Source organism: Mesobacillus sp. AQ2 (genome assembly GCF_030122805.1).
Classification (GTDB): Bacteria; Bacillota; Bacilli; order Bacillales; family Cytobacillaceae; genus Mesobacillus; species Mesobacillus oceanisediminis_A.
The window spans coordinates 453518-478914 of the sequence record NZ_CP126080.1 but is presented as its reverse complement, the minus strand read 5'-3'; the positions used below and the strand labels follow the sequence as shown (position 1 = coordinate 478914).

The following is a 25397-nucleotide window of genomic DNA, read 5'->3' as shown; positions in this document are numbered from 1 at the left end:
CCTCACCATTGTCTGGTGAGGTTCCTTTTACGCATCATGCACAAGCCTGTTTTCTTTTTTACCATGTAAAAAGTAATAGAAAATAAACCCTACAAGAATCAGTGGCACCATGGCAAGATACAAGCCGTTATAACCATAATTCGGCACCATGAAGCCGAGCAAGAATGGCCCAACACCTATGCCCATGTCCATTGCAATGAAAAACGTGGAGGTTGCGAGTCCCATGCGGTGCGGCGGTGTCATTTTGATGGCAACCGTCTGGGCGATGGATTGAAAGTTTCCATATCCTAAACCGATCAGCGCTGCAGCTGCCAGGAAAATCAGACTGGAACTGACCTGGCTCAGGGCATACATTCCGACCGCAAATAAAAGCAATGCAGGGTATGCCACGCTGTTTGCGCCTCTGGCATCCATCAGTTTGCCAGTGAATGGCCGTGAGAATAAAACGGCGATCGCATAAACGAAGAAGTACATGCTGCCCACCTCAACAAGGCCTGCCTCTTTCGCATATGATGCGATAAAAGAAAGCGTTCCTGAATACGCAAGCGCGATGATGAACATGACAATCGATACCGGAAGGGCATTGGGCTCAAAATAATTAGCCAGGCTGAACCTTCTGCTTTTCGTTCCATCGGCCTGGTAGTCCACGACCGGTTCTTTGATTGTGAGTGCAATCGGCAAACACGCAGCACCGACGACCAGGGAGAATATGAACATGCTCATATAACCAAACTCATTGATCATCGCCAGGCCAATCAGCGGGCCAATGGCTGTAGATAAAATCACACTCAAGCTAAAATAGCTGATCCCTTCCCCTTTCCTGCTGGCAGGAACAACCTGCGCCACAATCGTTCCGGTTGCTGTCGAAGCAAACCCGATCCCAATCCCATGCATGAAACGGATGACAAGCAGAAAATAGATGTTAGAAGGAATGAGATAAAGAGCAGATATAAGAACAAAAAACTGAATTCCTCCAAGCAACATCTTTTTGCTGCCAATCCTTGCAATTTCTTTACCGCCATACAATCTGGCAAAAAGAACCCCAATGATGAAAATACTCGAGGCCAGCCCCGCCATACTGCTGGTAGCGTCGTATGTATCGGCAGCGTATGAGGCCATTGTCACAATCAAAAGATACATCGACAACATAATGACGAAGTTCACGACCGAGATTGAAATAAAATCCTTCGTCCAAAGTTTTTCTTTTGGCATCAAGCTTCCTCCTCGCTTTACTTGTTGAATGCAATAGTCTATTTTGCTTGATAAAATTATTTCGGAAAACGAATTAAATTATAACGCTTTAACATGGATGTGTCCAGAGCCTTAAGTATCTGCCTGCATGCAACCATACTTTTAAAAATGCTATAAACCTTGTAGAGGTGGAGTTACCATGATCAAAAACATCACGGACAGCGCCACTAACCTCCCTTCCGAGCTGATGGCGAGATATGACATAACCGTTGTTTAGGATTATCTGAAAAAAGCAGAGCTGACTCCACAGGAATTTTTTCATAAAATGTTTGCTTCTAACGAGCTGCCAAAGACGTCAAAGATTACTCGGTACATATGCCGGGAAAATGGGATGATAATATCTTTTTAGACGGGATAAAATAAGAATACTTCAGCCACGCCTCCCCTCACACCACAGTTTTGTTCCAATCATAAGCGGGTAGTTTTATTTATTATGAAAGGGGAGTACATATGTGGAATGCAGCATTTTGGGGAGCAGTGTCAGGATCTGCAGTATTGCTAGGTTCCCTGGCAGCAATGATTTTTTCCATTCCTAAAAAGGTCATTGGTTGGATCATGGCCTTTGGCACAGGTGTCCTCATTGGCGCCGCTTCCTATGAACTTTTAGGAGATGCGGTTTACGAAGGCGGAATTTTCGCAAGCAGCATCGGGTTTGTCGCAGGTGCTTCTATCTTCACTCTGCTAGATATACTAGTATCCAGAAAAGGAGCATCCGACCGGAAACGTTCCGGCAAGCAGGCAGCTGAAAATGCAGGAATTGCGATCTTTATAGGGACAGTCATGGATGCCATACCAGAGTCGATCATGATTGGCGCAAGCCTTCTTGAACAAAATACTGTTAGCTTCCTTCTCGTCATCGCCATTTTCGTCAGCAACATTCCTGAAGGACTTTCCAGTACAGCAGGATTGAGGAAAAGTGGATATTCACGCCTGAAAATCTCAGTGATGTGGGTTTCCGTCCTGGTGATTGCCACGCTTTCTTCCTGGTCTGGCTACTTTTTTCTCAAAGATGCCTCGGAGGCTTTCATGTCTGGAATCTCAGGATTCGCAGGCGGCGGCATTATTGCCATGATCGCATCCACGATGATGCCAGAAGCTTACGAAGAAAGCGGACCCGTCACCGGCCTGATCACCGCGCTTGGTCTGCTGGCTTCATTGGTTCTGCATCATCTGTCATAAACTATGCCGGGCGACAAGCCCGGTCGTTTTCTTGGAACTTTTCCTCTTTCTCGGGCACATATTCTTCGTTTATGTTACCGAACTCTTCTACTTTTCTCTTTTACGGACACATATTCCCCTTTTATCTGACCCAACTCCTTCACTTTCCTCTTTTACGGTCACATAATCCCTTTTTATGTGACCCAACTCCTTCACTTTCCTCTTTTACGGGCACATATTCCCCTTTTATCTGACCCAACTCCTTCACTTTCCTCTTTTACGGGCACATATTCCCCTTTTATGTGACCCAACTCCTTCACTTTCCTCTTTTACGGTCACATAATCCCTTTTTATGTGACCCAACTCCTTCACTTTCCTCTTTTACGGGCACATAATCCCCTTTTATCTGACCCAACTCCTTCACTTTCCTCTTTTACGGGCACATAATCCCTTTTTATGTGACCCAACTCTTCCACTTTGCTCTTTTACGGGCACATAATCCCCTTTTATGTTACCGAAATCCTTCACTTTGCTCTTTTTCGGGCACATAATCCCTTTTTATGTGATCCAACTCTTCCACTTTGCTCTTTTACGGGCACATAATCCCCTTTTATGTTACCGAAATCCTTCACTTCGCTCTTTTTCGGGCACATAATCCCTTTTTATGTGATCCAACTCTTCCACTTTGCTCTTTTACGGGCACATAATCCCCTTTTATGTTACCGAAATCCTTCACTTTGCTCTTTTTCGGGCACATAGGACTCTTCAGCATTACCGTTCCCTTATGTATCTTCCAAATCAAAAACCTATGAAGCTTCATCATCGAGAGCTATGTCAAGAAGCCGGGAAAGTTCAAATAAAGGCTGCCAGCATCATACCGGCAGCCTTCACTCTTTTATTCAGTCATAATGTTTTCCATTTCATTGAATTCTTCTTTTACCGCTTTGCCTGGTCCTGTTGTGATTTTACTTACAACGATCACGGCAATCAGGCTCAGGAAGAATCCTGGGATCATTTCATACATGAACTCTGATAGTCCATCGATGCTGATCCAGATGATGACGGTTAGCGCACCGACAATGATTCCGGAGAGTGCCCCCCATCGGTTCATGTTCTTCCAGTATAGGCTCAGGAGCATGACCGGTCCGAATGCAGCACCGAAACCAGCCCATGCGTTACCGACCAATGAAAGTATTGTATCGTTTGGAGTGTATGAAAGCGCGATTCCGACCAATGCTACAAGCAGCACGGCTGCACGTCCAACAAATACTAATTCCTTGTCCGATGCTTCGCGGCGGAAGAACGCTTTGTAAAAGTCCTCCGTCAGCGCACTTGATGTAACAAGCAGCTGAGAAGAAATCGTACTCATGATCGCAGCTAAGATCGCAGCGAGCAAGAATCCCGTGATATATGGGTTAAACAGGATGTTTGCAAACATGATGAATACTGTTTCAGGGTTATCAAGTGCAACATCATTTACCTGAACATAAGCTATCCCAACCAGTCCTACTGCCAAAGCACCGATAATCGATACGATCATCCAAGTCATCGCGATTCTTCGTGCAGGCTTAAGCTCTTCTACAGAATTGATTGCCATAAAGCGTACAATGATGTGAGGCTGGCCAAAGTAACCAAGACCCCATGCCAATAGTGAAATGATTCCAAGGAAAGTCGTCCCCTTGAAGAGATCCATCATTGTAGGATCAATTGCACTTACTGTTTCCATGACATTTGTTGGTCCTCCAAGTTCTGTGAAAGCAACCACAGGCACCAAGACAAGCGCAAGGAACATGATGACACCTTGTACGAAGTCAGTCAAACTAACAGCAAGAAAGCCGCCGAATAGCGTATAAATGATGACGACACCAGCTGTCACGAACAATCCCGTACGATAATCAAGCCCGAATGCCGATTCGAACAAAGTACCGCCCGAAACAAAACCCGCTGAGGTGTACAGCGTGAAGAAAATGATAATAACAACTGCAGAGACAGAACGCAGAATTTTAGTTTTATCTGAAAAGCGGTTTTCAAGGAAATCGGGGATTGTAATTGAATCATTTGCCAACTCCGTATAAGTTCGAAGTCTTGGAGCTAAAATGAGGTAGTTCAAATAGGCACCAATCGATAGCCCAATTGCGATCCAGGCGCTGGAAATACCCGAGGCGTACATTGCTCCAGGCAAGCCCATCATCATCCAGCCGCTCATATCAGACGCACCTGCTGAAAGAGCAGTTACCGACGGCCCAAGACCTCGCCCTCCAAGCATATAGTCTGACAGATCAGACGTTTTGCGGTATGCATACAATCCAATGAGGATCATTGCAATAAAGTAAATCCCTAAAGATATAAATACTTCAAAAGTCATGAAATCTCTCCTTTTCGTTTTCCCTAAACGAAATAATTAACATAGTGGTAATATACTCAGGCATACAAAAAAATTCAGCCGAACCACACTGAAAAAATCTTTATGTTAATTATGCCGTCCAAGTTTTTTTTGCCCTCAGGGGGCTTACGGTTATCTAACCTAACAAACATCCTGAATTGTTTCAAGGATGTTACACCTTATTTTGAACAGGCAAAAACCGCGCCCTGACTAGTCCGTTGGGAATGGAAGCGCTTCCAAAATTAATAGAAGTAAATATATTTAAAAAATTCAGAAATGCTTATTCAGCGACTGTGCAAGTAATATTTATCCAAATTAAAACTCCATGAAAGCAAGGAGTTTTGATTATAATCCACAATTGAACAGTCATTTGCAATCACGGCACTTTCACATCAAGACAGACAAAATAAGGCTGCTCAATGTGATGAATGACTAACCAGGTAAAGCACCATGAACAAACTGCCCATTCCAAGAACAATCAGACTTGCATAAAACAATTTTCGCGCTAAACCTCCGATGAAATAGATGTTCAGCAGAACATAATAAATAAAGGCACTGCCCGCGATGAAAAGCAAATATTCTTTAAGGTACCCGACTGGCATTGGGTTAGTGATACTTGTCAGTACTAGCCCTCCAAATATGAATAGACCGATTATATTCATTACCTTTTTCAAATCTGAGTCCCGGTCCTTCTCATTTTTCGCATTTAGCTGAGTTTTCATCTTCCACCCCATTAATCAGACTTACTAAGTTCTACGATTTCAAACATCAAAGGTTCCAGTAAAAAAGAAAAACTACCCTCTTCCCAAGACAGGCACCCTTACCAATACATTTCCCCAGCATATCCTATATGGAAAGCAAATTATAAAGGAGGGAGTTTGATGAAACTATATTTAGATCCTGGCCACGGCGGCTCGGATCCTGGCGCGCAGGGAAATGGTCTCCGTGAAAAGGATTTGACCCTCGATATTGCGCTTAAACTCCGTTCAATACTGGAAAATAACTATAAAAACGTTGAAATCAGGATGAGCAGGACAGGCGATGTCACGAAAAGTCTGGTTCAGCGTACTGATGAAGCCAATTCATGGGATGCTGATTTTTATCTGTCGATCCACATAAACTCTGACAATGGTTCAGCCAGCGGGTACGAGGATTATATCTATAGCAGCCTTTCAAATAATTCATCAACCGCGAATTACCGCGATACCATCCACACTGAAGTCATGAAACTGAACCAGCTCAATGACCGCGGCAAGAAGAATGCCGATTTTCATGTTCTACGAGAATCAAAGATGGATGCCATGCTCTCAGAAAACGGCTTTATCGATAATGCCCAGGATGCCGCCCTCATGAAGCAGGAATCCTGGCGACGCGATGTTGCCCGGGGACATGCCAATGGCATTGCGAAAGCATCCAATCTGACACCGAAGGATAATGTCGATCGGGAAGAATCAGCGACCGATAGCGTACAATCTCTACACAAAGTGATTGCCGGTTCTTTTAAGGATAGATCGAATGCTGATCAGCTAGCCGCAGACCTGAAAGCAAAAAGGTTTGAAAGCTTCGTAACAACTGATGAGATTTCAGGCGAGACCTGGTACCGTGTACAAGCTGGGGCCTTTTCGAATCGTGAAAATGCAGAAACTCTGATCAAGCAGATTGAAAGCCAGGGAATCGATGCATTTATCACGACAGACTAATATGTATGAACAGCCGGATCCTTCCCGGATTCGGCTGTTTTCATGCAGTTACTGCTCGTAGCTTTCTTCCAGCTCGGTGATGAGCTTACCGACATATTCAACTGCCTCATGGATTGGTTCCGGCCTGGACATGTCGACTCCTGCCTTTTTGATTAAGTCCAATGGCTTCATCGTACCTCCAGCCTTCAACACTTCGAGCCATTTTTCCACTGCCGGCTTGCCTTCTTCAAGTATTTGCCGGGAAACCAGCGTGGAGATGGTTAATCCGGCAGAATACGTATATGGATATAAGCCCATATAGTAGTGTGGCTGATGCATCCAGGTCAGGCCGGCTCCTTCATCCATTTCAACAGAATTTCCCCAGAAATTTTTCAAAACCTCCAATTTTAACTTGGATAATAAATCTGCTGTCAACGGTTCTCCCTTTTCGGCCAGATTGTATACCCTGCGTTGGAGCTCTCCCTCAAGCAGGTGGGTAACAAAATTATGATAATATGTCCCCAATAACTGCAGGATGACCCAGCGCCTTTTACGAGTGTCGTTTGTGTTTTTCAATAAATGATTTCCAAGAAGCATCTCGTTCATCGTTGACGGCGCTTCGATAAAGTACCTAGAGGGGCGGGTGTTCGTCATCCTCTGATTTTTACCTGCCAGGTAAAAATGGCCGGCATGGCCCAATTCATGGGCGAGTGTGAATGCGCCGCGCATCGTATCTGGCCATGTCATCAAAACGTATGGATGTGCGCCATATGGACTCGAGCAAAAAGCACCCGTACTTTTCCCTACATTGTCCGCATAATCAACCCATCTCTCGGAAAAAGCCATCTTGATCATCTCGCTGTACTCTGGCCCCATTATTTCTAACGCTTCTTTCACTGTTTCAGCCGCTTCCTCGTAGCTAGTCTCTATTTTATAATCCGGGTCCAAAGGGGCTTTAAGATCGGCGTTTTTCATCTTTTCCAGGCCTAAGACACGCTTTTTTAAATTTGCATAGCGCCTCATATGCGGAGCCAATTCTTTCTGAATGACATCCAGCTGGTTATCGTACATCTCCTGGGTGACCTGCTGATCATGCAGAAGCATTGCCGTGGCAGACTCATAATTCCTTAGCCTGGCCATGGTCACTTCTTGATTCACCTGGGTTGCGTAGGTTGCAGCAAAGGTATGTTTATAACGGTTCAAGGTCTTGTTAAAAGATTCATATGAATTCCGCCTTACCGTGCTGGAAGGTGATGAGGCATATTTTCCTGCATACAAAGCAAAAGATAAAGGAATTTCATTTTCCTCATCATCAATAAAAGGAACGAATTGCATATCAGACAATTTGCCGCGATTATAAATATTGTAAGGCGAACTGAACAATGAACCGAGAGCTGCCAGCGTTCCCTCCGTTTCCTCACTAAGTGCATACTGCTTCCGATCCTGCAGGTCGCTTAAATACTTTTTGAAAGGGTCTAATCCTGGCTCCTCATTTAAAAAACTCTCTAGTTTCCCTTTCGGAAGCTTGATGATTTCCGTCTCTGCAAAAGCCAGCTCCGCATTGACAATCGACTGGGCATCACTTGCGAAAGCCGCATCCTTCTGCCTTTCAGAATCGGAATGGTCAACCGATTGCCGCAAATCTGCATACATCGAGACAAGGTTAAGACGCTCCAACAGCTTCTCTCTTGCCTCAAGGCATTCGAGCAGTTCAGCTGCACTATTCCCAAGCTTCCCCTTATATTGAGTAACTTTCGGCAAATCTTCCTTGACAGCCTTCAGTTCCCTCTCCCAGTCCTCTCTCGTTTCAAAAAGAGCCGTCAAATCCCATGTCTGTTCTTGATCCACATCCTGCCTTTTCAATCGTTCATTTGATTTCGTCATTTGCTCCCCTCCTCATTATTTTTCGTCTATTACAGCTATACCACAACAAAAAATCAATACACTTGGAATCTTTGGACGTCTCAGAGCAGTAAAAAGCCTGGCACTCAAACAAATGCCAGGCTTTGTCTCCACTGTCAGATGTCCATCGTCCATCTCTCTTCTTGCGTCTTTTTAAGCTGCTTTTCCGTCTCCTCTGGATAGACCGTCCGGAATTTATGATGGTCGGCAGGAATGACCTCAACCATTTTTGCGATCATGTCCTCAGGATCAAACTGATCCTTCAGTCCTTCTTCCTGCTTTTCCATATCCTCTTTCCTGGTAAAATTCTTCTCCTCATCGTACCACTTCCATTTCTCCTCAGCTGCACGCTTATTGAAGCCCGTTTCAAATGCTCCAGGGTTAATCGTCGCCACTTTCACATTGAATTCCGCAAGCTCTGACTTCATTGTTTGCGCGATTCCTTCAATTGCATGCTTGGTAGCCGTATAAGGTCCAACATAAGGCGTAGCCGATATGCCAGCCATCGAGCTCATGAAAATGATTTTCCCGCTGCCTTTCTCCACCAGCTTTCGCGCTGCGATTTGCACCGTTTCAAGCGTGGCAAACACGTTCACTTCAAAAAGCGCGCGGATCCGATCCATCGGCACCTCGGCCAGCGGTCCGCCCTCATTGATCGCCGCATTCGCGACAAACACATCAAAATCATATTCACGGATCTGTTCACGATCCCGCGCATTGGTTATATCAAGCTTGAACACTTCCATATCAAGTCCAAGATCCTCAGCCTCTCGCATCAAATCCGTCTTCTGCGAAGTCAGCTCCGTCGTCGCAATCACACGGTGACCCTTTTTCGCCAGGCCCAGAGACGCTCCTCGGCCAAGACCGCTCCCGGCACCCGTGATGAAAATCGTTTTCGCCATTTCCGATTCCTCCAATCCTATAACAATAGTTCCCTCTTCCCACGATAATGTCAGGCGAAACATAGAAGTCTTACATGTAAAAAAAGCCCAGAGCATTAACTCTGAGCCTGTTGCTGCTTGCAATCAATATAGTGACTTGAATTGGGATACCGGTCACTCTTCGAAAACCCAATGGAACAATAAAATAGATCCCCCTGTTCCGTGTCAGTATGAAGCACCAGAACCTTATAATGTTTATTCGCTTCATCCATGATCCTTTTTACCAGAAGGCTTCCGATCCCGTGTCTCCTATACGCCTTCCTTACATAAAACCTTCTCAGCCTGCCAATTTCCTTTTCATTCGAAAACGGGTCTTGATTCAAGCCGCCAATCGCAATCAGAGTACCTTCCTCACTGAAAACGCCAAACAACCCTTCCCCAGCATCGCTGAACGTATTACTGCCATATTTATAGTCATTGATCAACCTTTCCACAAACCGAAAGCCCTCTTGCTTGCTTTCAGTCACCAGGTCATCCAGCTCAATATCCAGCAGGTTATTTATTTGCTTGATCTCATATTTTCCGATTAAGTCCCCCTCCCGTTCAATCAATCATTTATTTGTTCCGCTTCACAACGCAGGCTATAAAAATACTGAATAATCTCCAGTTCGTTTTTGATCGATTCCCTCAGCTTTATTAAAGTTCGCTTCCCTGCCCTCCGGTCGATCAACGCAAGAATTTTCACGACCATATCTTCGGATTTCAAAGCCTGATCTATTGGCAGATTCAAAAATTCTTCTACACTATCGTAAAAATCGTACTGTGCATAGATTCCTTCTTTTTTTACCAATTCGTGTGCTGTAACACCTATCTCACGATTAATTCCGGGATCATCATAGCCCATTTCATTCAGTCTGTGTAATTCACGATCCTTTCTATGAAGTCTTATATCAGAAGTAATCGTACACATATTAAGAACTTCCTTTTTATCCACTGTGACAAATGCCCTTCCCATCTGATCGTGTGCCCTTCGATAGTTAGTGACTGTAAAATTCACTCTCCCTTTAAGAGAATCGCATATTAAACTATCCAATCTTTTCTTCAACTTACTCCATAGTTGGCTGCGCAATTATGCAAGCTCCTCCTCCATAACCTCTTGTATTAACTCTTCCAAACTCCCAATACATTTCTGCACTTCAGGCAAATGATAGAACGTACTGGTTGTTTCGAAATGATCCACTTCGCCATTTGGTGAATATAGATAGATTCGTTTCCCAAGTCCAAGTGCTATCCCCATTTCGATATGGCTGCCTTTTCCTGCTGGCAAAAGAACGATCACGACATCGGCCTCCATGACTGCGGCCTTTTCTTTTTGGCCTATTTCTTTTAAGTCTTTAAATGTAGAGGCTCTTTCATTCCTCGTCCAATCATATGTCTGAATATAACCTCTATCGATCAGCTGCTTGCTGATATACCGAACTGCCTCTATGTTCTTAAAGCTCGATGCAGCGTAAAACTTTTTCACTTTCCTTTTCCCCCTCTAAAAAAAGACCGCCGTCCAAAGGCAGCCTACGCTATAAAACTCACTTCCAAACTTCCTCCAGCGTATCCCTGAAAAGCTGGTCCAGCTTTGGGGTGAAATCAGGCAAATCAATTTCAAGTGTTGATGCATATTCTCTTAATCGTGTAATCTCTTCGTTCAGGAATTCGTTGATGACATCAATTTTCGGTTCAAAATCCAGTTCATCCCCGCTTATTTTCCTTTTCAGCAAGGTATCAATCTCGCCCTTCAATTCCCCTTCAGGCAAAAGGTCCTCGAGTAGTTTCGGAAATTCTAATGGCGGGAACTCGTTGTACTTTTCAATCCATCGGGCAGCCAGGACCGGCCTTAGGACATAAAAATACTTTTTGATTTTCACTTGATCTCCCTGCAAGTACTCCCTGAAATTATTGCTCGCCATATTCAAATAATGGTGCAGGCAGGAATTCGGCGCGAAAACCTCTTTGCTTAGCTCCTTCATCTTGTCGACAGTTGAAAAATCCTCATAGTACACGATCCCTGATCGCAGCCATTCCATTAACGGCGGATTTGATTTTCTGAATAACTTCAGGGCCTTGGTCAGTTCCCACCCGGTGATATCCAGCAAATCATTGATCGGCAATTCGATCACATCTCTTTTCTTGCCGATCCCCATCTGGTCAATCGTCAGATAGTCTTCTTTTTTATGAACATAGATGAAACGGACATCATAATCACTATCCTTTGAAGGAAATTCCCAGGCCCTGCTGCCGGATTCAACCGCATAAAGGATTTTCACATCAAAGTCTTCTTCGATTTTTGTAAGGGATTTTAAAATGGTCTCTTTCAAAACGATTCTCTCCATTCACTTTGCTGTTTTCACGGCCCATCTGATGGCCAAAAATAGATACAGGATTGCGGCATATATAATGACGCTGATCATATAAAAAACTGGACTATCATATTCCCTGTTGATTCCGTGCATCCTGTCATACTCTTCAGCTGATATAAAATATGACCTGATGCTCATCACCGTAAACAATAACAGCAGCAAAGCAAGAATGGCCATTTTATGTAAAATCAACCTCTTCAAACTCACCCGGAAAGCCTTTGAAAACGCCACATTACCATCCAAACGATATCGATCGTTAAAAGGAGTCAGGAAATAGACCATCAGCCCGCCCCAGACAACTGCAAAGACCACTATTGCTGTGAGTTGCATTCAGATCCCCCGCTCGGTTGCTTTCCTGCCAGGTGTTTTTTATACGCAACCGGACTTTGCAAATGCTCCGGAATGATTTCTGACACCTGCTTCTGCTCCGAAACCTCCTTTATATCCGGCGACATGATCACCAGCCTTTTACGAATATCATTCAGCAAGTAAACCGCTCTGAATAAACTGCCTGCAATCACCCCAAATGCAATTACACCGCCAAAAATCGGCCCGATCACTAGTAAAAAATATCCCAGAACCAGGCTTAGTAAGATCGCTAATAACAAATACATGCCCGCTCTCTCCTAATTCAATAAAATGAAATTCCCTCGAAACTCTCTCTCATTGACCGCAATCCTCGTCGTCAAATCTTTAGTGCGCAGCACATACTCTTTTACACCGATGAATTCGGAATCAGCTATCAAATAGAATTGCGTCCCTTTCTTCAATCCCCTGAAATTCTTTTTAAGCATATATCTCTTCATTCTCTTTGCTCCTGTAGTTTCTCTTCGTTTATTTCAACAAAAAGAAGCGTGAATCCTGCTGATTGACGCTTCTGCTGGTAATATTCAATTACTCTAAAAGAAAAAATGCTGCCAGGATTGGCAGCATACATTCTATTCAATTAACGTGAAGCTTTCGGCGGCTGGCACACTTCGCATTTGCGCTGATGATTATCCTTGAACTTCTTGAATGATTTTTCGAAATTGTTGCCGCATTCGCATTTAAACAGTAGTTTTTGCGAAAAGCCATGGTACTCCGTCGTCAAAAGCTTACTCGCTGAATTTTTCTCTACAAACTCTTTAATCTTATCGATCGTCCATCGCTTGTTCATCTTTATACCTCCATATTTGAATCGCCAGGCGGAGGCTTATCAGGCATCCGTGCAATTTTGGTGAAATTCATATAATCCTGAGTTCCTCATTATACCATGTGCAGACATACAATTATATAAACTGTTTATTCCTTATTATCCTTTTCAAGCAGCTCTATAATCCGATCCAGTTTTTGTTCCATGCTCTACTGCTTGTCAGGCCCTATGACCAGTGACCGAACTGCATAGAAAACCGCCGCGAACATTCCGATTAGAAAAATGAAAAATAATAGTTGAAATAACAGATCCCCAATATTCATATTATCCACCCTTTTTTGCCCAATTTTATCATAATTTAGTGATAAATAGACCTAATCCATTTACATTCCACCCCTGCTGGATTTACTATTAAACTAAATTCTGGACAGGGGTGGTAATTTTGGGAAAGTTTAGAGTGGGAATAATCGGAACGGGTTTTGGCGCAAAAGTCCATGCACCAATGATGGACTACCACGTAGGGTTCGAGGTTGTAGCTGTATCGAGTGTATCGAGGGGCAATATTGAGGAAGCAAGGAACGCAAGCGGGATTGAAAATATCTATACTGACTGGCGGCAAATGCTTGAAGAGGAAGCTCTCGATTTAGTAGTGGTCGCATCTGCAGTTAATTTACATAAGGAAATGGTTAAAGCTGCCTTTGAGAAGGGCGTCCATGTAGTATGTGAAAAACCAATGGCTCTGAATGTTGCCGAAACAGAAGAAATGATTACGGAGAGAGACAAGGCGGGAAAACTTGGGCTGATCAACCATGAATTTCGCTTCCTTCCGGCCCGTACAAGGGTAAAGGAAATCCTTGAGAGTGGGAAACTCGGGGAAGTTTTACATGTCCGTTACTTGTGCTCATTTGCGAGCTATACTGGCCTGGTATCAAAACCCCGCGGCTGGCTGGGACAGGAAGAAAAAGGCGGCGGCATGCTTGGCGCGATTGGCTCCCATATGACAGACTCCCTTCAATGGTGGCTTGATAGCAAATTTAAAGAGGTGTTTGCGCAGCTCCCAATCCATGTTCCCAATCAGACGGATGATAACGGGAATACAGAACACCGGACAGCGGATGATGCTTTCCAGATCATCGGCTCACTGGAAAACGGCGCGACTGTAACACTGGAACTCATTTCTGCTGCGCGCAAAACCGAGAACACATGGCGTCTTGAAATATTCGGTACGGAAGGCACCCTTGTAATGCTGGATGACAATAAGGTCCTGCTTTCCGCCGGAGATTCACCACTCGAAGAAGTTGACCTGGTGCCGGATATAGAAGCTCCTTCTGGTATGCCAGAGGTTGCAGCCCGATATTATAACGGCTTCCAGAGGGCTTTGGATGCGCTACATGAAACGCTGGTTTCCGGAGAAAAGCACCCCTATCTCGCAGATTTTGAGCAGGCACATTCGACACAAAAAGTATTGGACGCAGTCAGGGCCTCTGCTCGCGAAGGCAGGAAAGCAGAAGTGAAATAAACGATCCCAGTTTGGAATTACAGCCACAAGTATGTGAGGAAAAGTCTAAAGATGGCTCACATCCAAATTATTAATCAAACGTTTGATTAATAATGCCTAACGCTGTGGCCGATGGGAAAAATGGGTTTAATCAACCCTGTGGTTTTGCAAAATAACCAGGCATGAGTCCCATATCCAATTGGACTCATGCCTTTTATATCCCGAGAAAGAAACCTAATCAAATATTAGGCTGTCGTTCTACATCTCACGAAGCATAGTATTCAATGTGCTTAATTCCTCTTCAATCGCGGCAAGACGCTTTTCCAGCGGATGGAGATTGCCTTTTACGGATTCCAATTTCTCGAGATTATGCTGGAGCTGCAGGTACTCATCCTTTAGTTCGACGATTTTGTATTCAATTTCTCTTTTATCCATTTCCATTCCCCCTGCTTTGACGTTTTCTTCCTATAGGATAGCATTCTCCAAGCTTTTGGGCACACAAAAAGGCGTACAGCATTGTACGCCCTTCCATCTGATTATTTATTCACTTTTGATAAAAGCGTGATGCTGTAGATAGCTGCGAGACCTACAAGAATGTAGACTACCTTTGCGATTGGGCTGTCCATGCCGCCGAAGATTCCTCCGACTAGGTCCCATTCAAATAATCCAACTAAAAGCCAATTTAGACCGCCGACAATAAGCAATACTAATGATAACAGATTTAAAGTTTTCAAGATAACACCGCCTAATGTATAATTTTTGTATAACCTTTCAAAATTAATTATACAAAACCTATACAAATAATGCAAACATTTTAGATAATATTTTCAGAAAGTTGATTTAACAACATTTTGTCTGTGTAATTTTTGTATAACTTATCTATAATGAGGAGTGGAGGTGAATAGTTTGTATAGCATTAAACAGGTTTCTGAACGATTGGATATTCCTGCGGTCACAATCAGGGCTTGGGAAAACCGCTACAATGTCGTTACGCCTAAAAGGACGGAGGGCGGCCACCGGTTATATAGCGAAAAAGATGTTGAAACACTCAAATGGATCAAGAAACAGGTGCATGAAAAAGACATGAAAATCAGTGATGCAGTCCGGCTTTTACAGGAATCTGCGCCAGCACCTGCCACACCTCCATCTGAAAATAGTAAATTCAGCGAGTTGAAAGATGAGCTCTACAATGCCCTGGTCAATCTAGATTCCCAGAAAGCGAATCAGCTTACGGATCTCGCTTTTTCTTTATATGACTTTGAAGAGGTCTTCCATTTTATCCTGGTTCAGGTTTTGTATAAGGTCGGGGATGAGTGGGAGAAGGACGTTATCAGTGTCGCCCAGGAGCATTTTGCTTCGCAGTTCATCCTTAACCGCTGCAGCCAATTTTTGCGGGTCCTCCCTGTTCACCCCGCACTCCCAAAAGTACTGGCCTTTTGTCCAGAGGGGGAACACCACCAAATCGGACTGATGGTCTTCAGCTTATTCTTGAAAAAGAAAGGCCATGACGTCATCTATTTAGGCCCTAACACCCCTCTTGAGGGATTGGCGGGTTTGATAAAAATGAAGGACATCAGCATTGTGGCCATCTCGATGACCAACCCTGCTCCGATTGCCAAGGTGGAGGATTGGATTCGCTCTAGTCTCAAAATGGATCCATCCCTGAAATTCATCGTTGGAGGAAGCTGCATCAAAGACTGTCCGAAGCTTGAATCCAAATCGGTCACCTACTCGCTCGGTTCTGATTGGGATGAATGGTATGCCTCATATATGCGATGATGTTTAACAAAAATGCCTTAGACAAGCTGACACTATAGAAAAGCGAAATGATAAGCTTGAACTGTAGTATTATGAGGGAGGATTATTTGTGAAAAAACTTTTACATCCAATTACCGATTGGGTCTCAACAAAGCGCGGCATGTGGATCACACTTATCGCCTGGCTTGTCCTGATGGTCGGCTTAAGTGCTGGTCCGATGCTTAGCGAGTACAAAACGACCAACTTTCAATCGCTTCCTGATGAAGCAAAATCGATGATTGCCGAGAAAAAGACGGAAAAACTTTTCCCGAACGAACAGGGAACGCCGGGAATCCTGGTTTTTCATAATAAAAATGGTGACATCAACCTGGATGAAGTCAAAGAAATATTGAACGGAATCATCGCTGAAGATATTGATGGAATCGACAATATTGTCAATATCAGCGCGCTCCCGCCTCAGGCATTGGGCGGTTTCATCTCTGAGGATGGGTCGACGATCATCGTCCCGATGGAGCTGGAAAAGGGACTCGGAAACAGCGAGTATTCCGAGATCAACGACAAGACACTCGAAACCGGCAATAAGATTGCTAAAAATCTTGAAAGCACCGAGTTTTATATTACAGGACCAGCCGGGATTGCCGGAGATACCGTCAAGCTGTTTGAACAAGCTGACTTTGTCCTGCTGATCGCAACAGTCCTTATCATTTTGATTTTGCTGATTGTCATTTACCGCTCACCCCTGCTCGCGATCATCCCGCTGCTTGCGACGGTCATCGTCTATCAGGTCGTGAACCAAACTGTAGCGCTCATGGGTGCAGGTGGCCTGGAGGTCAGCAGCCAGACTTCTTCGATCATGAGTATCCTGCTTTTTGCAGCGGTCATTGACTATTCCTTGTTTGTTTTCTCCCGCTATCGCGAGGAGCTGAACAAATATGAAAGCAAATATGAAGCAATGAAATATGCGATGCGTGCAACTGGCGAGCCTGTGTTCTTTGCAGGTGGCACTGTTCTCGCTGCCATGCTTATCCTGTTCTTTGCCGATTTCCGTGATTACCTGAATTTCGCACCCGTTTTCGGGACGGCCATGTTCTTCATCATAATTGCATCGGTCACGCTGCTGCCGGCGCTGTTCACGTTATTCGGACGCAAAGCATTCTGGCCGAAGGTTCCAAAATACGGTCAGGAAACCGAAGTAAAGCATGGGATCTGGGGGCCGGTCGCCAGATTCGTTGTCAACAAGCCTGTCATCTCGGGCGGACTCGTCGCTGTTTTCCTGGTTATCACCGCATTCAATGTCCTCAACCTCGACTTTGAATTCGATACGGTAAAAAAATTCCCTGAAGACCTGCCGTCACGAGTCGGGTATGAAATCGTCGAGGCCCGGTACGATAAAGGGGAACTGGCACCAACAACCATGCTTGTTGAAAGTGATGACGCTTTTACAGAGGAAGATACAAATGCCATCATCGAACAATGGCAAAAATATGATGAAATTGCGTCCGTCCGGGTTTCTGCACAATCCGAAGATCAGAAGGCCCTGAAGCTCAGCGTTGCTTTATCGATGAATCCATATTCCATAGAAGCTATTGATTTCATCGGGAAACTGCGCGAAGAAACGCCTGGGTTATTGAAGGATCTTTCGATTGACGGCGAAGCTTATTATAGCGGAGTCACAGCAAAGCTTCTGGACGAACGCGAAATCAATAACAGAGATATCGTAAAAATCGTACTCCTTGAAACCATTTTGATTTTGGCTTTATTATTCGCTCTCACTCGATCACTGAAGATGTCCATCTACATGATGGGGACTATTCTGCTGTCCTATTTATCAGCGCTGGGACTGGGAATCTTCCTCGTCGACGTCCTATTCGGCTTCGACGCATTAAGCTCCCGCGTCCCTGTCTATGCCTTCATCTTCCTGGTGGCACTGGGAATCGACTATAATATCATCCTTGCCTCCCGATTCATGGAAGAGCGAAAAACACACAGAGTGAAGGATGCCCTGGAAATCGCGATCCGCAATACCGGCGGCGTGATCTCATCAGCCGGTGTCATCCTGGCCGCAACCTTCGCAGCCCTTACGACAATGCCAATCGCCGACTTGTTCGTATTCGGCTTCATCGTCGCCGTCGGCATCCTGCTCGACACCTTCCTGGTACGCGGCATGCTGCTGCCGGCTCTGATCCTATTCTTTGAAAAAGAACAGAAAACAGCTGCAGTGCAGGAAAGATAAGAAAAGGCCGTCCCGTTTTAATATGGGACTGCCTTTTTTCATGACCAGAGGTGTGTTCGTTTTTCGATACCGATGACGGACATTTTTTCTCGATTCACTCATGTTTCTGTCCATCATCACCTTGATGACGGACACTTTTTCTCGATTCCCTCGTGTTTCTGTCCGTCATAGCCTTGATGACGGACACTTTTTCTCGATTTCATCTTGTTTCTGTCCATCATCGCCTTGATGACGGACACTTTTTCTCGATTCCCTCGTGTTTCTGTCCGTCATAGCCTTGATGACGGACATTTTCCCACGATTTCCTCGTGTTTCTGTCCGTCATAGCCTTAAAGCAAAAGCACATCAACCCAATTCATGTTCCGCAAAACGTCCGATATGGCTTAGCTGTTGGCGGTGCGGGCTGGCAGAATTCGGCCTGCTCAGGTGAATGTTCGTATGGGTTTGCCAGGATTTCAAGCAATTTCAGCATGACGCTCATGTCACCTTTTACCGCGGCATTCAGTGCTTCCTCTACCCTGTGGTTGCGCGGAATGACTGCTGGATTGTTATTGCGCATCAGTTCATGGACATCTTCCTTTGATTCTTCCTGGCGCCCAAGCCTTTCTTGCCATTTTTCATGCCACTGATTAAATTCGTCACCCTTAAATAACTCGGATCCTTCAAGCTTTCCGAAGGTCAGGGCTTTGAACGTATTCGTAAAGTCGGCTTCTGACTTATTCATGAGATTAAGGAGTTCGGAAATTAGTTCTTTGTCTTCTTTTTCCTCAGTAAAAAGCCCAAGCTTCAGCCTCATACCCAACAGGAACTCTGTTTCAAAACTCCCCGGATATTCAGAGAGGGCTTCCTCGGCCAGTTTTACCGCTTCATCTTCATCCTCATGTAACAATGGCAATAAAGCCTCGGCAAATCGAGAAAGATTCCAGCCGCCAATATACGGCTGATTTCCATAGGCATACCGTCCCTCCCGATCAATCGAGCTGAATACAGTTGCCGGGTCGTAGGTATCCATAAAAGCACAAGGACCGTAATCAATCGTCTCACCGCTAATTGTCATGTTATCCGTGTTCATGACACCGTGGATAAAGCCGACATGCTGCCACTTCGCGATCAGGGCTGCCTGTTTCTTGATCACTTTTTTCAAGAATAAGAGGTATCGGTTACCCTCCCCTTCGAGTTCAAGATAATGGCGTTTGATTGCATAATCAGCCAGCTCCCGGAGGTCTTCCTTCTTCCCCCAGTTGGCAGCAAATTGGAATGTTCCTACTCTCAGATGGCTCGCTGCCACGCGTGTCAAAACTGCTCCGGTCTGCATCGTTTCCCGGATGATTTCCTCTCCCGTCACAGCCACAGCGAGGCTTCTTGTTGTTGGGATCCCTAAGCCCGTCATCGCTTCACAAATGATAAACTCGCGCAGCATCGGCCCAAGTCCTGCACGGCCATCGCCGCCTCGTGAATACGGAGTCCGGCCTGAACCCTTCAGCTGGATGTCAAACCTGTCGCCGTCAGGGGTGATTTGCTCACCAAGCAGGACAGCCCGGCCATCCCCCAGCATCGTAAAATGTCCAAACTGGTGTCCCGCATATGCCTGGGAAAGGGGAGTTCCTCCTTGTGGAATCTCGTTCCCGCCAAAGATTGCAGCCCCTTCGTCACCTTGAAGTGCCTCGCTGTTCAAACCCAGTTCTTCCGCAAGTGACTCATTAAAAATCACTACCTCAGGTGCTTTCACTGGAGTCGGTGTTTGCAGACTATAAAATATGTTCGGCAGCCGCGAATAGCTATTATCCATTTTCCAGCCAGCATGGTTGTCAGTCATTGGATTACCTCCCTTTGTTCGTACTGTTTAGCTTTAATATACCCTCGCCTGAAAAAGGAAAGCGGTGTTTCGGCAGAAAGGAATATATAACCAGCAGAATCCATATATACATTTTACCATCATCTAGGGAGTGATAATGATATAGCAGCTTATCAAACTGCAGGGAAAGTCAGCTTCGCCTTTCCGTTGCCGCAGCGGTTATTGCCAGCCTGCATGGGGAGCCTGGGTGTTTATTAGGCCTGATTTAGAAGATATTCCCGGAGATTAAAATGGACCTCAATGAAAAAAGCCTAATTCCCCAAGGAATTAGACTTTTGCCATTGCTTATTGATTCCCGTTCTTTACCCAGCCGGCAACGGTCACAGTGCGTTTTGCCTGATGTTTTACCGCTGCTTCTACATCCTCGACCATATTGCCGTCCTGGTCGACTGTTACGCTAGTGCCGTATGGGTTGCCGCCAGCTCCGAAAGTGACTGGATCGGTATAGCCAGGAGCTGCGACGATGGCGCCCCAATGGTACATAGTTGTGTATAGTGACAGAATGGTTGCTTCTTGTCCGCCATGCGGATTCTGAGCAGAGGACATCGCACTGACGACTTTGTTCACCAGCTTGCCCTGTGCCCACAGACCGCCTGTCGTATCAAGGAATTGTTTCATTTGCGATGGCATGTTCCCGAAACGTGTAGGGACACTGAAAATGATGGCATCTGCCCATTCAAGATCATTCGGAGTCACTTCAGGGATATCCTTTGTTGCCTCAACTGTCGCTTTCCATGCTTTATTGCCTTCGATAGCTGATTCAGGAGCCAATTCTTTCACCTTAAAAACTTTGACTTCCGCTCCTGCTTCCTTCGCGCCTTCTGCAGCCCATTTGGATAGCTGCACATTCGTTCCACCCATGCTGTAAAAAATAACTGCCAATTTAACCATTTTATCTGCCTCCTTTAGTAGTATGATTCCACACTTGTCCAAACTGCAAACTCGGCTTACAGGTATTCTTTTTCGATTTTACGCATGCTTCGTACAGTATCAATCGGACGCACGAAATCCTCGATCTGCTCCCGCTTTGATTCAAGGAACGGCGGAAGGGATAGCTTTTCACCAAGGGTTTCATATGGCTCATCACCCATGAAGCCCGGTCCGTCAGTTGCCCATTCGAACAGGATTCCCGGTGCCACACGGGCGTACAATGATTCAAAGAAGAACCGATCAACATAACCGGATGTACCGAATCCTGCAGCTTTCATATGATCGATCCACTCATAAAGAACCGATGTGTCAGCAACACGGAATGCCGCATGGTGCACAGTTCCGAATCCCTGGCGGCCAGCAGGCAGCACTTTATTGTCTTCAACAATGACCTGCGCGCCGTTCCCGCCTTCACCCATTTCAAACAGATGCAGGGAACCCTCTTTTCCCACTTCACGCATATGCATCACTTTTTCAAGTACCTCTTTAAAATAATCGAAACGTGAAATGCGGACATGAAGCGGTCCAAGACCAGTAATCGCGTACTCCAGCGGTACAGGTCCATTTTGCCATGGCGTACCCGAAGCTACACCTTCATTATGCTCATCGGATACCAGCATATACTGCTGATCGTCAAAATCGATGAATGAAATCGTCTTCTTGCCGAACAACTCCTTGATGCCAGTGTGTTTGACTTCATATTTATCAAAGCGTTTGACCCAGTATTCCAGCGCGGCATCTGTCGGCACACGGAAACCGGTTTTGTAAATCTCATCAGTTCCGTGAGATCCTTTAGGAATCCCAGGGAAATCAAAGAATGTCATATCCGTGCCAGCAGACCCTTTATCATCCGCAAAAAATAAATGATACGTACGGATATCATCCTGATTGACCGTTTTTTTCACAAGACGCATTCCGAGTACATAGGTGAAAAACTCGTAGTTTTTTTCAGCACTGCTCGTAATCGCTGTTACATGGTGTATTCCTCTTAATTCGTTCATGGTCTCTCTCCTTTATCTTGAAATCGAGATATATTTTCAAAAAAATATCTATCCTTACTATAACCTGTTTTCATCTCGAAAAAACAAATTATCTTGAATTCGAGATAATTTTATCACGCAACAGCACAAAGTGCAAGAAAGAAGTCTCCAACAAAAAAGCCTTTGGGGTATCCCAAAGACTCAACCCTTTAATACCCCGCTGTATTCAGGCTTCCTCTCAAGCTCTTTTTTTGCATAAGAACAAACAGGATCAATCTTCAAGCCCTCATTCTTCGCTTTTTCAGCAACATGGCGGACCAGCTCCTCCGCTATGCCTTTACCTCGGTAATCTGGATCCACACCAGTGTGATTGACCACGAGAAAATCATCGCCATCCCTCGTAAACGTCACTTCCCCAACCTCGAGTCCATCTGCATCCTTCGCAACAAAACGGCCATCTTCTTCAGAAAATTCAAATGCCATCCTTACACCTCCGCAGTTTCATTCAAGATACCTAATTATACCCTTATAACCCTCAATCATGCATATATCAAGCCCCAAATCGGTAATCTAAGAAAAAACAGAACGGATGATACAAGTGGAAAAAGTGAGGATAAGTGAGTTTGACAAGATCGTCGAGCTGGGGAAACAAGGTCAAAAGGCCTTGAACCAATATTGGCTCGATTACACCCTTTATGCTTCAGTTGAATATTGGCTGATGGTTCTATTCCTTATCGGCCCGCTTATCTTATTGTTTTTTAAAATCGACCGGACAAAGATCTTCAGAATCGCTTTCTATGGTTACAGTGTCCATGTTTTCTTCGGATATGAAGATCTTTATGGAAGAAATATGGGGTTCTGGAATTATCCCTTTCCAGTTCTCCCGGTTTTACCAGGAATCTCGCTCGACTCAAGTCTGATCCCTGTAACTTTTATGCTCGTGTATCAATGGTCTATTAACCACAAAAAGAACTATTATCTTTATGCAATCCTGACTGCAGTCATCCTCTCATTTGCATTCAAACCAATGTTGGTCGGTTTGGGGCTGTTTAAAATGTATGGAAACCTCCACTATGTCCACTTATTTTTGAGTTATTTATCTGTGCTCATTTTAGCGAAATTATTGACAAATTTTTTTGTATGGATGAAGTCACGGCCAAAAAGAGGTCACGACCTGAGCACCTCAAAAACCGAAAGAAGGCCCGATTCTACATAAGGATTCGGGCCTTCACCGAAAGACACTTCCCGGCACATCAAACTGATTCCATAAAAACAATATAAACACCGCAGAGGCTATCCAGGCAAACAATGGATTGTGAAAATGAAGCTTTAAAATAAGGAACATGACCGAATTGAATAACGCAGACCACCACAAGTTCCAGCCATTGAAGTATTTTATCAGCTGAAAATTAATGTCTACCAGCTCATTCACAAAATAGACAACCACCCATGCAAGATAATAAAGAATTTTTTTTATGATCCCATGCCTCGGAAAATGCGCCAAATAAGCCAGGCATGTGGCCGGATACTTGATCGCCATGATGGAAAAAGAAATATGGGTATTCGTGATTCCAGCACCTTCATCCCCGGGTGAAGGATTATACTTCCACATTGGATAATGATCGGATAATAAGTACATGTAGAGAAAGTCGCCCAGAATAAAAAAGAGAACGGTTGGATAGTACTTTCTCCAGTTCTTCCAGTCTCCCCATTTCACTAATATGCCTGCCCAAACCAGCCCATAAATTGTATTTACCATAAATTCTCCTCTTTTTTACAAATAAAGGAAATCGAACTTAGTATAACCAAGAAGCCCTATTGACAATCATCGAATAACGTAAAAGTAGACAAGATACAAAATAGCTGTGAGCTGGTTAACAAAAATCACTTTGGAGGTGGCTGCTTTGAAGAGGAAAGCAGAACAGAACACACTTAGGGCCCTATTGGCCATTGGCATCCTGGCTTTTTACAGGCTGATGCGGAAACCGCCTGTCAAAGACTGGATGCTGATCTTCTTTTTAAAAAGCTATATAGCCTCCATCCTTGATAACCTGCTCGTGAAAAAAGGCTACCCTAAGTATCCTGTATCCCTATTCAGGACATTTGATATCAGCCTGATGAGGAAAAAAGTTCCCTACTTTCTGCCATCGAACGGCTGCCCAATAACACCCAAAAGCGCCATAAACCCATGGCGGCATTGGAAGGCAAATAACAGTGGATCTCACTGTTATTTTTTTGCCCATTAAAAAAGAAGAACAGGGACGCCCCCATTCTTCTTTCACTTCCTTATTTCAGTTCTTCCAGTTCAGTTAATGTTCCCTGGATGTCTTCATCTGTCAATGGTGCGAAACCAGTTTCCGATGCGACTTCCTGTGCATTTTTCATAGTGTAGAATGCGTAGTCAAGTACTTGGGCCTTCTCTTTAGCCATGTTTACATTCAAGTATGTGAACACTGGGCGTGTGAATGGTCCGTATTCGCCATCTTCCTTGATCGTTGAAAGAGATGGTTCAACAGGTCCGTTGCCGAAATCGACGTTCACTGCTGCCAATTTATCTTTGTTGTTCGCATAATATCCGTAGCCGAAGAATCCAATGCCGTTCTTATCCTTGGAAACAAGATCAACCAGTGTTGAATAATCCTGTTGCAGGTTGATGCCTTCAACCAGGTCTTTTTCTTCTAAAATATTTTCAAACATGAATTCGTATGTGCCATGGTTTTCATTCGGGCCATATGTGTTGATGGCTTCATCCGGGAAATCAGGGCGTACATCAGACCATTTCTTCTTGCCGCCTTCAGCAAGGAAGATGTCGATGACTTCTTCTTTCGTCAATTCCTTCGCCCATTCATTGTCCTTATTGATGACAATCGTCAAACCATCCAAAGCGACCTTCATTTCTTTTACATCGATGCCAAGCTCTTCAGCTTTTGCCTTTTCTTCGTCTTTGATCTGGCGAGATGCATCGTTATAGTCTGTTCCATTTTCAACAAGGAATTTCTTGAAACCAGCCGAAGTCCCTGAGCGGCTTACTTCCACAGAAACATCTTCCTGCTTGCCCATGTAGTTTTCAGCCATTTTAGCCATGAATGGATAAACCGTACCAGAACCATCAATCACTACGCTGCCTTCAAGTTGAGTTTCATTTCCATTAGATCCATTCTTTGCTTCAGCGTTGCTTTCACCATCCGAACAAGCTGTTCCGAAAGCCATTACTCCAGCAAGCATTGTAAACATCGCTAACTTTTTAAAACCCTTCATTCCATAATTCCCCCTAATATGATGTCCGTTGCTACAAGTACAAGATTACTAGAGAGTTATTAATGGGGTTTTAAGGAGTTGTAAATAT

The 25397-nt window shown here is 44.6% G+C and carries 29 protein-coding genes; 7 read left to right on the top strand and 22 right to left on the bottom strand.

The genetic code is table 11. The features are described 5' to 3' along the window. Window positions 1-27 precede the first annotated feature (27 nt). Window positions 28-1212 (bottom strand): MFS transporter, encoded by a 1185-nt coding sequence (locus QNH36_RS02410; RefSeq protein ID WP_283904592.1) that lies wholly within the window; start codon window positions 1210-1212, stop codon window positions 28-30. Between the two features lie 489 nt (window positions 1213-1701). On the opposite strand from QNH36_RS02410, the gene QNH36_RS02405 reads away from it, so the two are divergent. Continuing rightward, entirely contained in the window at window positions 1702-2430 is a 729-nt protein-coding gene (locus QNH36_RS02405; protein WP_144480210.1) for a ZIP family metal transporter, read from the top strand. An 874-nt stretch (window positions 2431-3304) separates the two neighbouring features. Here the strand turns inward: QNH36_RS02405 and putP are convergent. Next, window positions 3305-4774 (bottom strand): sodium/proline symporter PutP, encoded by a 1470-nt coding sequence (putP, locus tag QNH36_RS02400; RefSeq protein ID WP_144480212.1) that lies wholly within the window; start codon window positions 4772-4774, stop codon window positions 3305-3307. Window positions 4775-5208: 434 nt separating this feature from the next. Beyond that, window positions 5209-5514 (bottom strand): hypothetical protein, encoded by a 306-nt coding sequence (locus tag QNH36_RS02395; protein ID WP_144480214.1) that lies wholly within the window; start codon window positions 5512-5514, stop codon window positions 5209-5211. Window positions 5515-5673: 159 nt separating this feature from the next. Between QNH36_RS02395 and QNH36_RS02390 the strand changes: the two genes are divergently transcribed. Then, the gene (locus QNH36_RS02390; protein WP_283904591.1) at window positions 5674-6492 is read left to right on the top strand and encodes an N-acetylmuramoyl-L-alanine amidase; all 819 of its coding nucleotides are present in this window, start codon (window positions 5674-5676) and stop codon (window positions 6490-6492) included. A 48-nt stretch (window positions 6493-6540) separates the two neighbouring features. Here the strand turns inward: QNH36_RS02390 and pepF are convergent, their stop codons facing one another. From pepF to QNH36_RS23945, 11 genes are all read right to left on the bottom strand, one after another. Next, window positions 6541-8355, bottom strand: a complete 1815-nt coding sequence (gene pepF, locus QNH36_RS02385) for an oligoendopeptidase F (protein ID WP_283904590.1) — start codon at window positions 8353-8355, stop codon at window positions 6541-6543. Between the two features lie 134 nt (window positions 8356-8489). Continuing rightward, a complete protein-coding gene (locus QNH36_RS02380) occupies window positions 8490-9275 on the bottom strand; it encodes an SDR family oxidoreductase (RefSeq protein WP_283904589.1) in 786 nt (261 codons plus the stop codon). 95 nt (window positions 9276-9370) lie between these two features. Continuing rightward, complete coding sequence (locus QNH36_RS02375) at window positions 9371-9865, bottom strand: GNAT family N-acetyltransferase (RefSeq protein ID WP_283904588.1); 495 nt, start codon at window positions 9863-9865, stop codon at window positions 9371-9373. After that, window positions 9862-10383: an SF0329 family protein gene (locus tag QNH36_RS02370; protein ID WP_144480222.1), complete on the bottom strand. Its 522-nt coding sequence runs from the start codon at window positions 10381-10383 to the stop codon at window positions 9862-9864. Before QNH36_RS02370 ends, QNH36_RS02375 begins: the two co-directional genes overlap by 4 nt. Continuing rightward, on the bottom strand, window positions 10384-10779 hold the full coding sequence (locus QNH36_RS02365) for a TIR domain-containing protein (RefSeq protein WP_144480224.1): 396 nt from the start codon (window positions 10777-10779) through the stop codon (window positions 10384-10386). 58 nt (window positions 10780-10837) lie between these two features. Continuing rightward, complete coding sequence (locus QNH36_RS02360) at window positions 10838-11623, bottom strand: nucleotidyltransferase domain-containing protein (RefSeq protein WP_144480226.1); 786 nt, start codon at window positions 11621-11623, stop codon at window positions 10838-10840. Between the two features lie 15 nt (window positions 11624-11638). Next, window positions 11639-11995 carry a hypothetical protein gene (locus QNH36_RS02355; protein WP_283904587.1) on the bottom strand — a complete coding sequence of 119 codons (357 nt, stop codon included), beginning with the start codon at window positions 11993-11995 and terminating at the stop codon, window positions 11639-11641. Next, a complete protein-coding gene (locus QNH36_RS02350; RefSeq protein WP_144480229.1) occupies window positions 11977-12279 on the bottom strand; it encodes a hypothetical protein in 303 nt (100 codons plus the stop codon). Before QNH36_RS02350 ends, QNH36_RS02355 begins: the two co-directional genes overlap by 19 nt. Before the next feature lie 12 nt (window positions 12280-12291). Further along, window positions 12292-12471: a hypothetical protein gene (locus tag QNH36_RS02345; RefSeq protein ID WP_144480231.1), complete on the bottom strand. Its 180-nt coding sequence runs from the start codon at window positions 12469-12471 to the stop codon at window positions 12292-12294. Window positions 12472-12611: 140 nt separating this feature from the next. Continuing rightward, window positions 12612-12821, bottom strand: a complete 210-nt coding sequence (locus QNH36_RS02340) for a hypothetical protein (protein WP_144480233.1) — start codon at window positions 12819-12821, stop codon at window positions 12612-12614. Between the two features lie 125 nt (window positions 12822-12946). Further along, complete coding sequence (locus QNH36_RS23945) at window positions 12947-13003, bottom strand: DUF4083 family protein (protein ID WP_481825313.1); 57 nt, start codon at window positions 13001-13003, stop codon at window positions 12947-12949. A 236-nt stretch (window positions 13004-13239) separates the two neighbouring features. Between QNH36_RS23945 and QNH36_RS02335 the strand changes: the two genes are divergently transcribed. Continuing rightward, complete coding sequence (locus QNH36_RS02335; protein WP_186326845.1) at window positions 13240-14316, top strand: Gfo/Idh/MocA family protein; 1077 nt, start codon at window positions 13240-13242, stop codon at window positions 14314-14316. 237 nt (window positions 14317-14553) lie between these two features. On the opposite strand, the gene QNH36_RS02330 is transcribed toward QNH36_RS02335, so the two are convergent. Continuing rightward, window positions 14554-14730: an SE1832 family protein gene (locus tag QNH36_RS02330; protein WP_186326846.1), complete on the bottom strand. Its 177-nt coding sequence runs from the start codon at window positions 14728-14730 to the stop codon at window positions 14554-14556. 101 nt (window positions 14731-14831) lie between these two features. After that, a complete protein-coding gene (locus QNH36_RS02325) occupies window positions 14832-15029 on the bottom strand; it encodes a DUF378 domain-containing protein (RefSeq protein WP_144480239.1) in 198 nt (65 codons plus the stop codon). A gap of 172 nt (window positions 15030-15201) precedes the next feature. On the opposite strand from QNH36_RS02325, the gene QNH36_RS02320 reads away from it, so the two are divergent. Together QNH36_RS02320 and QNH36_RS02315 are read left to right on the top strand one after the other, a co-directional pair. Beyond that, complete coding sequence (locus tag QNH36_RS02320; protein WP_283904586.1) at window positions 15202-16074, top strand: MerR family transcriptional regulator; 873 nt, start codon at window positions 15202-15204, stop codon at window positions 16072-16074. An 88-nt stretch (window positions 16075-16162) separates the two neighbouring features. After that, window positions 16163-18286, top strand: a complete 2124-nt coding sequence (locus QNH36_RS02315) for an MMPL family transporter (RefSeq protein WP_283904585.1) — start codon at window positions 16163-16165, stop codon at window positions 18284-18286. Window positions 18287-18641: 355 nt separating this feature from the next. Here the strand turns inward: QNH36_RS02315 and QNH36_RS02310 are convergent, their stop codons facing one another. The 4 genes from QNH36_RS02310 to QNH36_RS02295 form a co-directional block, all read right to left on the bottom strand. Beyond that, entirely contained in the window at window positions 18642-20102 is a 1461-nt protein-coding gene (locus tag QNH36_RS02310; protein WP_283904584.1) for a protein adenylyltransferase SelO, read from the bottom strand. A 324-nt stretch (window positions 20103-20426) separates the two neighbouring features. After that, the gene (gene wrbA / locus QNH36_RS02305) at window positions 20427-21032 is read right to left on the bottom strand and encodes an NAD(P)H:quinone oxidoreductase (protein ID WP_251544575.1); all 606 of its coding nucleotides are present in this window, start codon (window positions 21030-21032) and stop codon (window positions 20427-20429) included. Window positions 21033-21088: 56 nt separating this feature from the next. Continuing rightward, complete coding sequence (locus QNH36_RS02300; protein WP_283904583.1) at window positions 21089-22072, bottom strand: ring-cleaving dioxygenase; 984 nt, start codon at window positions 22070-22072, stop codon at window positions 21089-21091. Window positions 22073-22252: 180 nt separating this feature from the next. Then, on the bottom strand, window positions 22253-22534 hold the full coding sequence (locus QNH36_RS02295; protein WP_144480251.1) for a GNAT family N-acetyltransferase: 282 nt from the start codon (window positions 22532-22534) through the stop codon (window positions 22253-22255). A gap of 115 nt (window positions 22535-22649) precedes the next feature. Here QNH36_RS02295 and QNH36_RS02290 point away from each other — a divergent pair, with 115 nt between their 5' ends. Next, on the top strand, window positions 22650-23267 hold the full coding sequence (locus QNH36_RS02290) for a hypothetical protein (protein ID WP_283904582.1): 618 nt from the start codon (window positions 22650-22652) through the stop codon (window positions 23265-23267). Between the two features lie 12 nt (window positions 23268-23279). Here QNH36_RS02290 and QNH36_RS02285 read toward each other — a convergent pair whose 3' ends face one another. Further along, a complete protein-coding gene (locus tag QNH36_RS02285; RefSeq protein ID WP_251544572.1) occupies window positions 23280-23810 on the bottom strand; it encodes a CBO0543 family protein in 531 nt (176 codons plus the stop codon). A gap of 145 nt (window positions 23811-23955) precedes the next feature. On the opposite strand from QNH36_RS02285, the gene QNH36_RS02280 reads away from it, so the two are divergent. Further along, window positions 23956-24297, top strand: a complete 342-nt coding sequence (locus tag QNH36_RS02280) for a hypothetical protein (protein ID WP_283904581.1) — start codon at window positions 23956-23958, stop codon at window positions 24295-24297. Between the two features lie 40 nt (window positions 24298-24337). Here the strand turns inward: QNH36_RS02280 and QNH36_RS02275 are convergent, their stop codons facing one another. Continuing rightward, the gene (locus QNH36_RS02275) at window positions 24338-25309 is read right to left on the bottom strand and encodes a PstS family phosphate ABC transporter substrate-binding protein (protein WP_283904580.1); all 972 of its coding nucleotides are present in this window, start codon (window positions 25307-25309) and stop codon (window positions 24338-24340) included. Window positions 25310-25397 lie beyond the last annotated feature (88 nt).